This window comes from Ercella succinigenes (genome assembly GCF_900002895.1).
Genome location: NZ_CDHP01000056.1, coordinates 1 through 11,926 on the forward strand (window position 1 = coordinate 1; position 11,926 = coordinate 11,926).

An 11,926-nucleotide genomic window follows, 5' to 3' on the forward strand; every position below is an offset into this window, starting at 1 on the left:
ATCTGAGGCAATGGTCATTCTTCCTCTTGTTCTGTTTGCGAGGTTCCCCAGATCGCTTCGACTTTTTTTCTTAGTTCTAGTAAAGCTCTGGCTTCAGCAAGCTCAGACTCCATCTTCTTAAGACGTTTTTTTACTTGCTGTATTTCTTTCTCGTTTTCTTTTTCGTTTTCCATTAATTCGCTTATGGTAGATGTCATTGCAGTATTTGCTCTCAAACAATTTTCCTGCCACTTGTGAACTTGCTCAGGTGATAATCCTCTATCTAAGCAATACTTTATCAAATCAATTTCGTTTAATTTTATTGTATCCATTACAATCGCGAATTTTGAATCACTGCCCCATTTTTCTGCTGCTTGGGCATTATCCGCCAGATCAAGTTTGCCTGCTACTTTCCACCTATAACGCCACTTCTTTATTGTATCAATCGGTACACCTACTATTTCATGTATCGCTTTTGGCCCTAAATTCTCTGGCGGCAGCATCATTCTCAACACTGCATCCTTAATTCTCTTGGGATGGCGTTTCGACCGGTCTACTATGTGTCGTTGCTTGTTTTTTTCAGGTTCCATTTAAGGGTTCCTTTCTGCATTTTTGCTACGACAACTATTATGACATATAGGGTATATGACAACAAGCTCCACAAGCGAATTCAATGCGGATGAATCGGGCAGGCGCTATTTTCGCCTGAACAAGCCGCTAAAAAAAAGTTTTTCAGTTCAGATTCGCTCCTGAGCTTAATTTCGTACGCCATAAATTTGTTTTTTACTGATTTTCCACAAAATTTACTTGTCCTGATTTGGTTTTCCCAATTTTTTAGCCTGTTTAGGCATGAAAAAGGAGCTGTCTCTCACGTTCTTTCAAACAGTTTTGAGACAGCCCCTTTTTAAGTTTTTAAGGTTTACAATATTTACTGCCTATTTATTTTATTTCATTTAAATATTTTCTTTTTAAAAATACTCTCCCGAATGAAATAACTGCAATTGCTAAAATGCACCATATTACTGTAATCCATTCACTTGGCAATGAACCGCCGGTTTTAGTGCCTATCTGCTCAAGATCATGACTTGTTTCTGCATCATAGGCTACTGCAAAAAGCGAGAAATGATTTGTTTCAAAAACTACACCGCCCAAATCGGCATCATAATATGATCCTGCCATATAGTGAATATTTCCACTATCATCAATATATGCTACATAAAGTTTTGAAGGATCTTCTCCTTCCTGTGGAGTGTATGGCAGAACAATTCTTGCAAAACCCTCTCCAAGATCTGCAATTTGAACAGTTTCTCCATTTTGAACTGCTTTTAAACTTATACTGTATAAAGGCCGATCTCCAATAATATTTTTTATTTCTGCCGAAACATCTTCTTCAATTAATTTGCGTACAGATGCTGCAGAAAATGTTGCAACCAATGACTCTGATTCGGCAGGTATATCTATTCTTATCTTAACCTCTATTTTTTCAGAAGATTTTTCTTTTGCAGCAGCTATCGCATCTACTATAATATCTTCCGCAACAATTGCAGATATATTGCCGTTATTATCTATTTTTGCCGGTACTTTTTTTACTGTGTCTTTGCCCTTTGCTGCCGAACCTGATGTTGCCTCATTATTTTTCGGAATGGAGGAGTCAGATTTTGCCTTGATAGTAAAATCTTCCAGCAATATACCGGTATAATTTCCAATACCTGTTATTCTCACTGTAGCCGTACCGACCTGAGTATTGTTCATATAATTTACTGTATAATCTGTGCCGGCTTTAAGGATAACAGAACCATCTTTAAGTGTAACTGCAGGTGTTTTGTCTTTCCATCGTATGTATATGCAGAAGAAGAAAGCTCTATATTATAATTTGCAATATCTTTTGCAGGAATGGAAAAAGCAGCCAATCCTTTTTTGTTAGACATGTATATCATACCATCGGCATAAATTACACATTTGGGATCTTCAAATTTCATTGAAGAAGGTACTTCACTGATATATACGAATTCATCATTTTCCAATCTATAAACTATCATGCTTTTGCTTATAAAATAAAGATCATTCTGAATTTTTATAAGTTGTCTGCCTTCACTGCTATTCATCTGAACCCAATCACTGGAATCATTCATATTTGTTTTCCAGACGCCTCTTTTGCCTGCAATATAAATGTTTTCGCCTTCGACATGGACACTCCAGACATCTAAAGCTTCAGATTCTAAACCATTTGTTTTCAATTGTGTCCAAGATTCAAAGTCATCTGAAACGTACATTCCCTGTTTTTTGGTTGCGTTATACCATTTACCAGCAAAATTATGTAAAATCCTTGAATCATATTCACTTGTTTTTTCAGGATTAACAGGCATATTATTGTTATAAACAGACCAATTATAGCCGCCGTCAACAGAACGATATATACCGTGCTTGCTTATGAAAGCTATCATATCTCCATTTTCCATGACAATGAAAGATTCAGCTTTTTCTGAGGGTAAACCAATTGTTGTTATTGGATCTTCCCAGGTAATACCACCATCTGTACTAATGTATTGTTTCAAAACAAATTTCTACAACACCTTTTTTATGTGCAACCAGAAAAGTTTTTTCATTATTAAAATATACAAAACCTCTGGGATCATCTAACAAAACTCCCATTGTCTGATTCGAAAATGCCGTTAAATTTCCCTCTTCATTAATATAAAACATGTTATTGTCTTTTTTTGATGCGGCAAAAACAGTGTTATTAATAATCTGAAGAGAAGAAAAATCTTCGTTGTTTCCCGGTATCGAAACAAAAGATGCACCAGGATTATTCAAATCAATACTGTGAATACCTTTTTTGGTAGCAGCAAACAAAACATTATCATTTGATATAATAATTTCTCTTACATCTACAGCATCGCCAGAAAGACTTGAGCCACCAAGTTTGGTAAATGTTTCACCATTTTCGGAAACAAATACACCTTGTTTTTTTGTAGCTATATAATAGCTGCCATTATGTTTCATCATTCCTCTGGGTTCATAACTGCCAGGCATTGTCGCGGCAAAAGCAACCGACCAGGTATTCCCATTATTACTGGTAGTATAAACACCATTTTTACTCAATAAGTATTCAGTATTAGTAAACCTTTACAAAATTGTGGTGCTTGTAAAAGATGCTCTCAAGAATGCCCTATGGGGATAAATCTTTCCAACTCTGATACAATCACAAGTTCTGAATGCATCAAATGTATGCGTTGTATTGAAGTATGTCCACGAAAAAACAGTAAAATAAAAGTATATCTTTTTAAGGTGTCTACTGTACCTACACTTATATCAATTATTTTAGTGTTAACAGGAATACTTAAATATATCGGCTTGATTTGAAAAATGAGGGAATGAATTTTTGTAATATATATCAAACAGCAAAAAAAACATTCTAGAAAACAAAACATATACATACTATGTGAATCTTATGATTCAGAAACCAACCTTTCTATAAAAGATCTTGCCTCTGCTGCCCCGCCACAATTTTTAAAGCTCTCAGAAATCTTTTTAGCCTGTTCTTTGTATTTTGAATTATTCAAAATCTCATTCGTTTGCATAATAAGATCTTTTGATGCGATTGATTTTAATCTTAACCCGGCACCAAGCTGTTCTGTTCTGGTTGCGACTGCGCCTTGCTCCGGAGTCTGTGGAAAAAGAAGCAGTGGAACCTCAAAATAGAGACCTTCCGAAACAGAATTCATCCCACAATGGGTGATAAACAGATCTGATATAGACAAAACAGCCATCTGATCGACACTTTCATAAATCTGTATATTATCCGGAAGATTATCGAAATTTCCTTTATTTATTCCAAGGGAAATAATCACCTGATAATCTGTTCCACGGAAAGCATCTATACAGTTTTGATAAAAAGATTCATTCTTGTTAACGGTACCCATAGAAATATATATTGTCTTTTCAGCATTTTTTTCAATAGTCTTTTCAATAGGTCTTATAGACGGACCGATAAAATGGTATTTGGGGGAAAAGGTTTCCGAACAAGGTTGAAAATATTTTGATGTATAGACAATGGTATTTGTTTCATTGTCATTCTGAACGATTTCCAGAAAACTCTTTACAGGATAGCCTTTTTCCTGAAGACGCTTAATCTGCTTGTTGATTTTTGGCATGGCAAAAATCATTTTCAAAGTTTCACCAAAGCTGTGCTTCATCAGCTTGGCCGAATATTTATTAAATGCAAAAGTTGTTGTAGAAGATACATAAGGGATTTTATGCTTCAAAGCAATAAGTTTGCCCCAGTAGGCAATAGAATCAGATACAATAATATCTGGCATAATTTCAGCAATCTTTGCTGAAACCATTTCATCCAGTGCAAGTGTAGAGCTAACAAGAAGCTCACTTGCAAAAGCCATATCCTTACCGACCCTGTCTGCGTTTTCCTTATCTTCCATCTCAAAATCATATCCGTCACATGGTATAAAATAAGCACCTGCTTTTTCCAATCGCTCCCGGAATTTTTCAAAAGAAAAATAATAAACTTTATGTCCAGCAGATGTAATTTCTTTGACCAAGCCAAGCGTCGGATTTGTGTGACCGAACGCGGGGATGCAAAACCAAGCTATTTTCATTTCATTTCTCCACTAATCAATATAGTTTTGAAAACCGGATTCAAAACGTCATGAGTGTTTTAATTCCGCCATAAAATATTTGTGAATATTTAAATTAAAAGTATTACTTTTATACTTTATCGTGCCTGGCAAAGATGTCAATATTTTTGTTAAAAAACCGCCACCTGAAAAAGTGGCGGTCAAGATTTTATTTTGTCGGAGCGAGTGCTTTTACAACAATCAATTCCAACGTGTCATCTTCATATAAACATTTGTACAAAAATGACTCTTTTTATTTTGAGTAATGAATTACATTCTTCGGACATATTTGCTGACAGTTAGTACATTGCAAACATATTAAAGTTTCAATTTCAGCTTTTTTATCTATTGATTTAACCTCTATTGCTTCGGTAGGGCAAACCCTCTCACAAAGCTTGCAGCCAATACAGTTTTCTTTATTTATCTTTTCTGAAAACTTAGCAAATCTTGCAAAAAATTTTTGTAGTGGTCCAAACGGACAAATCAGATTATGAAATACTGCCGGTTTATATCTAAGTGTTATAATCACTGAAATCGCTAACCAAATTAGTAAAATTGGTATGTTTTTATTTAACAATTTTTGTATAATTAACATTATTGCTACGCTGCCCACCAATGCCAACCATGCAAATTTGCCAGCTATAAGCCACTTGGGAGACTTATCCGTCTGTATCCTTATCTTTTTTGAAAGCCACTCTGTTGGAATCATCAATGTATTCATTGGACAAATATAACCACAATACACTCTGCCAAATAGCAATGTAATTAAGAGACTTACCACATATAATGCAAGCCATAGTATCGTTTTCCCGTTAAGCAATAAAATTATAAATAGCAAAAAAAATAAAACACGTATTGTATTAATAATATACTTCATACAGAGCCTCCATTATTTCTTGTTTTTATAATGTTATAGCGCTATGATAGTATAAAAGGTGTTACCTTGGTAACACACAGGAGATTATATATGACTAGGAATATTAATTTAATAAAAAATATAATATTAATAAAAGCTTTATCAGATGATGATATACTTACTAACCTCAAAAAAGGAAAGTTTAAAATAACTTCTTATACAAAAAATAGCGTTGTTCATTTTGATGGAGAAACATGTAGTAAATTAGAAATAATTTTATCTGGCAAAGTTGTTGTAGACCGTATTGATGAATCTGGCAATCTACTTACAATCTCAGAGTTTTATAAAGATGATATTATAGGTGGAAACTTATTGTTTTCAAAAAATCCTTATTATCCTATGACTGTATCCACAAACTCCCCTACATATATATTGGAAATTGATAGAGAAACTTTATTTGAATTGTTTTGTAATAATCCTATTTTCTTACGAACATACTTAGAACTTACGTCCGACCATGCATTCATTCTCGGAGATAAAATAAAGCATTATATCAATAAAACCATACGCGAGAGCATTATGAACTATCTCAATTATGAAAGCAAAAAACAAAATTCTACCGTAATCAAGCTAAATATAACCAAAAAAGCTCTTGCTGAAAAAATCGGAGTTCAACGCACATCTTTATCTCGAGAATTGGCAAAAATGAAAAAAGATGGCTTAATTCAGTTTGACTCATATACGATAACTCTTTTGAAATAATAAAAACCTTATTATTTTACAATCATAAAGGAATTATATAAAGAGGTGTTGAATTTGGAATGGACAAAAGCATTAAAAGAATCGATTGATTATATAGAAGAAAATCTGCTTTCAGACTGCTCTGTGGAGAAAGTTGCAAATCATGTTCACATTTCTCCCTTCTATTTTCAAAAAGCATTTAAGATAATGACAGGTTATACCATCGGAGAATACATAAGAAACCGACGGTTATATCTGGCGGCACTTGATTTTGTAAAAAAAGAAACAAAAGTCATTGAACTGTCTTACCGCTATGGATATGATACTCCCGAAAGTTTCACCAAAGCATTCAGCCGATTTCATGGATTATCCCCCATTCAACTTAAAGAGCAGCCTTATAAGGTAAAACCATTCCTTCCTCTCGTAATCAGTGTATCTGTAAAAGGTGGTGAGCAGATAGAATATAGTATCGAATCAATGGATGCATTTGAGATAATGGGAATAGGATGTATTTTTACCTATGAAGAAGCATTTAATAAAATACCTTTATTTTGGCAGGAATGGAAAAAGAAATGGTGCTGCAAGAAGGAATCTGCTCTATCAATGAGCAATATAGGTAAGTATGGAATATGCATCGATGAAAAATTAAACGGCAAAGATTTTTACTATTTGATTGCAGGAGACTATAAAGAAAATTTAGATTCGGCTCAAGATGATCTTAAGATAGTTAATATACCAGCCCTGACCTGGGCAAAATTTCGTTGTATAGGACCAATGCCCGAAGCTTTACAAGCACTAAACACAAGAATTTTTAATGAATGGCTTCCTGAAAATGCGGACTATGAAATTGCTGCAGGGTACAATATAGAAATCTATGAAGAGGCAGACATTAACAATTTAAATTATCAAAGCGAAATTTGGATCCCAGTAAAAAAACGGATTTAGATGCAAGACAGAAAAAAGCCCAAAATGACAGGATAATGTTTGTTTTGTTAGATAGAATTAATCTACAAAAAAAAGAGAGGAATAATTCTATGGAAAAACAAAATGTCACTTATCTTAAATTAGAAGGCAGTTATACAGAAATTGGAAGACAGCTAGCTAGAAAGATCAAAAATAACAGATCAGTCTATCCTGCTCCAAAGTATTTTACCGAAAATGAATTAAAAGAAGCTATAACTCTTTATAAAACTTACTGCCCAGGTCTTTTAGAAGAACTGGAGGGATATGCAAACTCATACAATATCCCATTAAGCGATATTGCCTACACCTGGATGACATATCTTAAACCACACTGCTCTGGACTAATCATAGAAGGAAGTCTGATGAATGACGGACACACCCGCCTTATACGTAATTATGAATTTAGTGTTGAAGATGAGGATCTTATGCTATGCGAGACAAGTCCAAGAGGAAAATATGCACATATTGGGGGAAGCATTGCACTCTTTGGCAGAACAGAAGGCATCAATGAATGTGGTCTTGCCGTCTCCATGTCTTCTTGCGGATTTCCTGTAAGTAATCTAGCAGGAATGCGCCCTCCTAAGATAAAAGGACTTCAGTTTTGGGCAGTAATAAGAAGCATTCTGGAAAACTGTAAAGATGTGGAAGACGCTCTAAAAATGGCACAAGAAATGCCTATTGCGTATAATATTAATCTCTATCTGGCAGACGCCAAGGGTAATGGCTGTATTATCGAAACCATGGATGGAGAATTTTCTTTTGAACAAATATCTTATCAAAACGAGAAAAAATATCTGTTTGGAACCAATCATATTGCAATTTCCTCTTTTCAGAAATTTGAACCTTTTGCCATGAAAAACTCTATAGTTCGGTATAATACTTTAGAGCGATTCATGGACGGCAAAAACCAGCTGGAAGAAGCAGACATTAAAAATCTTTTCTTAACCAAGTATCCACAGGGTATGAGCGCATACTATTATAATGATTGGTTCGGAACCATCAAAACAGTAGTCATGGATACAGTCAACCGTTCCTTACAAATTTGCTGGCTCGGACAAAAAGAAAACGGTTGGGAAGAATACAAAATAGGGGCACCCTTCCCGGAACAGACACTAGAAAAAATCTATAAAAGAGAAATTGTAGATTCATCGTTTTTTGAACAAATCAGCCTGTGACAAATGTTCAAATAATTAGAAATACTACTGTTAAATTAAATCTGTTCGTCACTGATTTTTATGTATATCTACGATATTAGCCAAACCAGTGTAAAAAGAAAACATGACCGACAAAATAAAAGATAATAGCCAGACACATCTGATTAAATCCTGGCTCGAAGAACAGACGGGCAGTCCAGCGACGCATTTTCCCTTTAAGAGCCCTATACAGGAGGAAGCCTCCCAATAGAGTCAACATATAAATCAGAAATTTTTCCATGTAGAAGATGAAGTCAAACTGAATATATATCGGGAATAAAGACGCGACAATTTTTGCTCCGAGTAGTCCGCCTGCCAGGCATAGCAACGCCAGCAGTGAAATAACCACGGTCTGATTTTTATCAATCCTGACCCTCTCCGCTGTCTGTGATTTACCTTGGAAAATATTACAAAAGCGTACAAAATACAAGACTGTACCGAGATTGATCAGCACAATACCTAGAGTAAACAAGCTTCCATTGAGATCCTTGGCGATCAGGTATTTGGATACACTGCCATTAAAAAATGGTGCACCCGTTATTCCAAGCACTGCAACGATGGCAGCAATTGAAAGAACCGGTATACGATGGAATACACCCTTGATTTTGCTTATGTCGCGTGTTCCGTAAATTTCGATAATCTGTCCACTTATGAGGAACAATGCTGATTTAAACAATGCGTGATTAATCATATGATAAATCGAACCATAATAAGCATTATCTGTTCCTTGCCCTATCCCTATCAGAATCAGACCCATCTGGGACACGGTACTGTAAGCCAAAAGCTTTTTTATATCTTTCTGATACAGCGCCAATACAATTCCAGCAAATGCAGTTATAAATCCTATCGCCATAAAAAACGGCCCGAAGTCAAAGGCTGGCTCGAAAACCTGCTGCAATCTTATCAGCAGAAAAATACCGGTTTTTACATAAAGGCCGGATAAAACAGCCGAAACAACACTTGGTGCACCGGGCGTACCATGTGCTTTGGGCAGCCAACTAAATAAAGGGAAAATCGCTGCCTTCAAGCTAGCTGCAGTCAGCATCAAAGCACATGGCAAAATCAGCTGATTAGGATCAACCATTGCAATCCGCTCACGCAGGTTTACAAAATCAAGAACGCCGACGATCCGGTACAGCATTCCTAAACCAAATAGAAAAAAGGTCATCGCGACAATATTTATCATCAGATAAATCATTCCGTCATAGACAGATCGCTTTTCCTTTTTGAAGAGAATAAGCAGAGTGACAATAATCGTAGAAACTTCAATCAAAACATAGATGTTAAAAAGATCGGTTGATAAAAAGATGCCCAGAATAAGGCTTTGGAAGATCATCCACATAACCAGAAAGAGGTGATCAACATAAGGTCGTCTGTAATTGTAAATCAGGAGCAGCAAAAATAAAGTCGTAGTCATGACCACCAGTATCGTTCCAAGCAGATCAGCCGTCAAAGTAATCCCGGTGTAGCCCGACCAGCCTCCGATTATCTCTGTCAAAGAACCGGTATTACTGACTTGCCAGAACAGGACATAAGAACCCGCAGCGAGCGCACCTTGAATCAGTAAAGTAAGCGGTCTGATTAACTGCTTTGGCAGCAGATACGCCAGAACGCCGCCAAAAAGGGGAATCAAGACAAAACCGGTAAGATTAAACATCCTCACACTCCTGTTTTTGCATTAACTTGGCTTTATACCAGTTAGTTGTTCCATAGCGGTGATAAAAAGTAATGAACAACGTCAGGTTTACAGCAGTAACAGATATACCAATTACAATCGCTGTAATCATCAGCGCCTGTGGCATTGGATCGACCATCTTTTCTGCCGCAACATTACCAATCGGCGGTAACATTTCCGCTGAAACATGCATGGTAATAAAGTAGATAATCACAGATGCTTCCATGATTCCCAGGCTGATAATCGACTTGATCATATTCCGTCTGGCCAGCAATCCGTATAAACCAATACAAAAAAGTATAATACTAATTGTTTCTCCATTGATAAAACTCATATCATGACCTGCTTTCGTAAAAAATAAAACGGATAAAAATAATACTTATTCCAAAACATACCTTAATCCCGATCAGTGAATTTAGAAGAATCAGATAAGGTACACGCAGCCAGTCGAACGGGAAATGCATGCGACTAAAAATAAAAAATGCAGAAGTCACAATGATCAGCAAAAACATAATTTTTTCCATGATCTGTAAAAGGCTCATCTGCATATCATTACGCGGCAGTGTCATATAACGCAAAACCAGGATGGCAGACAAGATAGCGCCGCCCTGAAAACCGCCGCCCGGACTGACATGTCCATTGATGATTGTATAAAGTCCAGTCAGGATTATAAACGGATACAGAATACGTAAAATAGGTGCCGCTATGTTTTCATACAAAGCCCCATCCAGTACCACTTGATTATATTCGGGCAGGTTAATATTGCTGTCTGTTTCCTGCATATGATAACGTGAAAAGAATATGACGCCTATAACACTGGCCAATAGTGTCAGTGTCTCAAAGATCGTGTCATATACCCTGTAATTCAGGTATATGGCAGTAACAGCATTTAAAGCACCTGTATCGCGGATAAAGTTTTCTTTATAATAAGATGCGATCGAGTCACCCGGCCACGGCTGAATCTGCCACGGATAAAATCGAAAGAAAACAAAGGCCAGCATCACAACAGCAACTGCAGCAAGCAAGCGCTGAATAATAATTTTACGATGTGATTTGTCACTGATATATTTAAATCTGGTCGATGCTTCACGCATGGATTCTTGTTTGCGCAAAGCAACAAGATACAATACCGTAGCCAAGGTACTACCGATAACAGCTTCTGCCATCGCTACATCCGGAGATTTATGCAGAAGATAAACCATCGATGCAACAAGTGAAAAAACACCCAGATATATAATAGCCGTACGCAATCGTTCCTGCTGTAATGCTAAAATCGCAAAAAGAAGAAGCAAAAGCAGGAATATTTGCTCAATCATCGCTGCTCCCCTTTCTCGTGAGATCATGATTACTCGAATGAGCAGAGTGGGCAATCGCATGGGTAACCAGTGGATTCGTTACAATAGTAAAGATAACTATCAGAAATATTTTTACAGAATGACCGGTAAATCCAGCATGCATCATAGCACCGATCATCACGGTAATAAAACCTACAGTATCTACTTTTGAAGCAATCAGGATACGTACAGCCAATCGCTTATAACGCAAAAGCCCGAACATACCGATTGCGATCAGTGTCACCCCTACAGCAATTACAATATTCGCAGCCCAATATACAGTCATAACTTTTTCCTTCCGCTAATATGCCTGGCAATCAGCATTAAGCTGATAAAACCAAGTAAACTGAACAAAATTGCCAGATCTACAAAATATGCCTGTTCATGAAAAAGTGACAATAAAACAATGATCATAATAGCTTTTGACGACAAAACCGCCAGCCCTTGAAGGCGATCCCAAGATGAGGGACCACGAAAAATAATATAGGTGCTGCTAATTGTAAGCAGCGTCATAATTATCAAAATAATCCGCAAAAACATACTTACTCCTTCTT

General features: G+C 36.3%; 15 protein-coding genes. 4 read left to right on the plus strand and 11 right to left on the minus strand.

Features of this window, described 5'->3' with window-relative positions; all coding sequences use genetic code 11:
• Window positions 1-14: 14 nt before the first annotated feature.
• The 4 genes from AC0KSB_RS11875 to AC0KSB_RS11890 all read right to left on the minus strand — a co-directional run bounded on the left by AC0KSB_RS11875 (window position 15) and on the right by AC0KSB_RS11890 (window position 3,081).
• Window positions 15-569 carry a hypothetical protein gene (locus AC0KSB_RS11875; protein WP_472309532.1) on the minus strand — a complete coding sequence of 185 codons (555 nt, stop codon included), beginning with the start codon at window positions 567-569 and terminating at the stop codon, window positions 15-17.
• 349 nt (window positions 570-918) lie between these two features.
• Entirely contained in the window at window positions 919-1,731 is an 813-nt protein-coding gene (locus AC0KSB_RS11880; protein WP_472309534.1) for a hypothetical protein, read from the minus strand.
• 5 nt (window positions 1,732-1,736) lie between these two features.
• The gene (locus AC0KSB_RS11885; RefSeq protein WP_472309536.1) at window positions 1,737-2,534 is read right to left on the minus strand and encodes a WD40/YVTN/BNR-like repeat-containing protein; all 798 of its coding nucleotides are present in this window, start codon (window positions 2,532-2,534) and stop codon (window positions 1,737-1,739) included.
• Window positions 2,518-3,081 carry a DUF6242 domain-containing protein gene (locus AC0KSB_RS11890; RefSeq protein ID WP_472309538.1) on the minus strand — a complete coding sequence of 188 codons (564 nt, stop codon included), beginning with the start codon at window positions 3,079-3,081 and terminating at the stop codon, window positions 2,518-2,520. Before AC0KSB_RS11890 ends, AC0KSB_RS11885 begins: the two co-directional genes overlap by 17 nt.
• A 12-nt stretch (window positions 3,082-3,093) precedes the next feature.
• Here AC0KSB_RS11890 and AC0KSB_RS11895 point away from each other — a divergent pair, with 12 nt between their 5' ends.
• Window positions 3,094-3,342, plus strand: coding sequence for a 4Fe-4S dicluster domain-containing protein (locus AC0KSB_RS11895; protein WP_472309685.1), 249 nt, complete (start codon window positions 3,094-3,096; stop codon window positions 3,340-3,342).
• Window positions 3,343-3,428: 86 nt separating this feature from the next.
• On the opposite strand, the gene AC0KSB_RS11900 is transcribed toward AC0KSB_RS11895, so the two are convergent.
• Together AC0KSB_RS11900 and AC0KSB_RS11905 are read right to left on the minus strand one after the other, a co-directional pair.
• Window positions 3,429-4,592, minus strand: a complete 1,164-nt coding sequence (locus tag AC0KSB_RS11900) for a macrolide family glycosyltransferase (protein ID WP_472309540.1) — start codon at window positions 4,590-4,592, stop codon at window positions 3,429-3,431.
• A 271-nt stretch (window positions 4,593-4,863) separates the two neighbouring features.
• Entirely contained in the window at window positions 4,864-5,487 is a 624-nt protein-coding gene (locus AC0KSB_RS11905; protein ID WP_472309542.1) for a 4Fe-4S binding protein, read from the minus strand.
• A gap of 90 nt (window positions 5,488-5,577) precedes the next feature.
• Between AC0KSB_RS11905 and AC0KSB_RS11910 the strand changes: the two genes are divergently transcribed.
• The 3 genes from AC0KSB_RS11910 (at window position 5,578) to AC0KSB_RS11920 (ending at window position 8,345) form a co-directional block, all read left to right on the plus strand.
• Window positions 5,578-6,228, plus strand: a complete 651-nt coding sequence (locus AC0KSB_RS11910; RefSeq protein ID WP_472309544.1) for a Crp/Fnr family transcriptional regulator — start codon at window positions 5,578-5,580, stop codon at window positions 6,226-6,228.
• Window positions 6,229-6,282: 54 nt separating this feature from the next.
• A complete protein-coding gene (locus tag AC0KSB_RS11915) occupies window positions 6,283-7,152 on the plus strand; it encodes an AraC family transcriptional regulator (RefSeq protein WP_472309546.1) in 870 nt (289 codons plus the stop codon).
• An 89-nt stretch (window positions 7,153-7,241) separates the two neighbouring features.
• A complete protein-coding gene (locus AC0KSB_RS11920; protein WP_472309548.1) occupies window positions 7,242-8,345 on the plus strand; it encodes a C45 family autoproteolytic acyltransferase/hydolase in 1,104 nt (367 codons plus the stop codon).
• Between the two features lie 76 nt (window positions 8,346-8,421).
• Here AC0KSB_RS11920 and AC0KSB_RS11925 read toward each other — a convergent pair whose 3' ends face one another.
• From AC0KSB_RS11925 to AC0KSB_RS11945, 5 genes are read right to left on the minus strand one after another with little or no spacing between them, the layout of a single operon-like run.
• Window positions 8,422-10,020 (minus strand): complex I subunit 5 family protein, encoded by a 1,599-nt coding sequence (locus AC0KSB_RS11925; protein ID WP_472309550.1) that lies wholly within the window; start codon window positions 10,018-10,020, stop codon window positions 8,422-8,424.
• Window positions 10,013-10,372 (minus strand): sodium:proton antiporter, encoded by a 360-nt coding sequence (locus tag AC0KSB_RS11930; RefSeq protein ID WP_472309552.1) that lies wholly within the window; start codon window positions 10,370-10,372, stop codon window positions 10,013-10,015. Before AC0KSB_RS11930 ends, AC0KSB_RS11925 begins: the two co-directional genes overlap by 8 nt.
• Window position 10,373: 1 nt before the next feature.
• Entirely contained in the window at window positions 10,374-11,354 is a 981-nt protein-coding gene (locus AC0KSB_RS11935; protein WP_472309554.1) for a hydrogenase subunit MbhD domain-containing protein, read from the minus strand.
• Window positions 11,347-11,658: a cation:proton antiporter gene (locus AC0KSB_RS11940; protein WP_472309556.1), complete on the minus strand. Its 312-nt coding sequence runs from the start codon at window positions 11,656-11,658 to the stop codon at window positions 11,347-11,349. Before AC0KSB_RS11940 ends, AC0KSB_RS11935 begins: the two co-directional genes overlap by 8 nt.
• Window positions 11,655-11,912 carry an MrpF/PhaF family protein gene (locus AC0KSB_RS11945; RefSeq protein ID WP_472309558.1) on the minus strand — a complete coding sequence of 86 codons (258 nt, stop codon included), beginning with the start codon at window positions 11,910-11,912 and terminating at the stop codon, window positions 11,655-11,657. The genes AC0KSB_RS11940 and AC0KSB_RS11945 overlap by 4 nt, the downstream gene beginning before the upstream one ends.
• Between the last annotated feature and the right edge of the window lie 14 nt (window positions 11,913-11,926).

What these genes read in the sequence shown, in the direction of transcription:
- AC0KSB_RS11935 (WP_472309554.1), bottom strand. Translation starts at nt 11,354, where the DNA reads ATGATTGAGCAAATATTCCTGCTTTTGCTTCTTCTTTTTGCGATTTTA.
- AC0KSB_RS11905 (WP_472309542.1), bottom strand. Translation starts at nt 5,487, where the DNA reads ATGAAGTATATTATTAATACAATACGTGTTTTATTTTTTTTGCTATTT.
- AC0KSB_RS11875 (WP_472309532.1), bottom strand. Translation starts at nt 569, where the DNA reads ATGGAACCTGAAAAAAACAAGCAACGACACATAGTAGACCGGTCGAAA.
- AC0KSB_RS11940 (WP_472309556.1), bottom strand. Translation starts at nt 11,658, where the DNA reads ATGACTGTATATTGGGCTGCGAATATTGTAATTGCTGTAGGGGTGACA.
- AC0KSB_RS11930 (WP_472309552.1), bottom strand. Translation starts at nt 10,372, where the DNA reads ATGAGTTTTATCAATGGAGAAACAATTAGTATTATACTTTTTTGTATT.
- AC0KSB_RS11880 (WP_472309534.1), bottom strand. Translation starts at nt 1,731, where the DNA reads ATGAACAATACTCAGGTCGGTACGGCTACAGTGAGAATAACAGGTATT.
- AC0KSB_RS11920 (WP_472309548.1), top strand. Translation starts at nt 7,242, where the DNA reads ATGGAAAAACAAAATGTCACTTATCTTAAATTAGAAGGCAGTTATACA.
- AC0KSB_RS11900 (WP_472309540.1), bottom strand. Translation starts at nt 4,592, where the DNA reads ATGAAAATAGCTTGGTTTTGCATCCCCGCGTTCGGTCACACAAATCCG.
- AC0KSB_RS11925 (WP_472309550.1), bottom strand. Translation starts at nt 10,020, where the DNA reads ATGTTTAATCTTACCGGTTTTGTCTTGATTCCCCTTTTTGGCGGCGTT.
- AC0KSB_RS11945 (WP_472309558.1), bottom strand. Translation starts at nt 11,912, where the DNA reads ATGTTTTTGCGGATTATTTTGATAATTATGACGCTGCTTACAATTAGC.
- AC0KSB_RS11910 (WP_472309544.1), top strand. Translation starts at nt 5,578, where the DNA reads ATGACTAGGAATATTAATTTAATAAAAAATATAATATTAATAAAAGCT.